The 586-nt window shown below is 63.1% G+C and carries 1 protein-coding gene; it reads right to left on the bottom strand.

Features of this window, described 5'->3' with window-relative positions; translation table 11 throughout:
- Nucleotides 1-451 (bottom strand): SMI1/KNR4 family protein (locus BSZ39_RS13055; RefSeq protein WP_187343254.1); only part of this gene is annotated, 451 nt, incomplete at its 3' end.
- Nucleotides 452-586 lie beyond the last annotated feature (135 nt).

The following is a 586-nucleotide window of genomic DNA, read 5'->3' as shown; positions in this document are numbered from 1 at the left end:
GGGTTAAAGTCCACTCATCATCAGGGACCTCGATGCTTATCCCCAACACCCCTGCCCGATCGGCGCGCCCACACTCAACTCTGAAGAGCCGGTAATCGTCGTCGTAGAACTCGGCGGAAGCGACGACCATCTCCGCGAAAATGAACCCGGCGAGATCCGGCGCGAGGCGCTCATCCTCCTGCTCATCGTTCTGCAGCAGAACCACGGGGACCGGCCCCGCGCCGGCGGCCCCGGTGCGGAAGCAATAGAGGTTGCCGCCGGGCTCCATCCCGAAAGGCAACAAACCCTCGGCGGGATCGATATTCCGGAAATCGTCCGGCTCCGCCAACATCTCCAACCGGCGGGCGATGTCCTTGGCCCCGAGCAGCTCGAAGTTCGCGCTGAAGTGCAGCAGCCTGACTTCGGCGCCGGTGGGGGGCATGTCCACCATGACGTCGTCGGCGAGCGTCAAGTACTCCTTGGGCCAGGTGAGTCCACGTGCGGCCGCGATCTCGCGGTCAAGTCCCTTGTAGTGGTGTAACGGCGTTTTCCTCTCGTTTGGGGTTTTAGCTTGCTAGTGCGGGCGTGTCGGTATCGGTCATGGTCG

This window comes from Bowdeniella nasicola (assembly GCF_001907295.1).
GTDB classification, from domain to species: Bacteria; Actinomycetota; Actinomycetes; order Actinomycetales; family Actinomycetaceae; genus Bowdeniella; species Bowdeniella nasicola.
The sequence above is the reverse complement of the archived record's forward strand: the minus strand, read 5'-3'. Positions and strand labels throughout refer to the sequence as shown.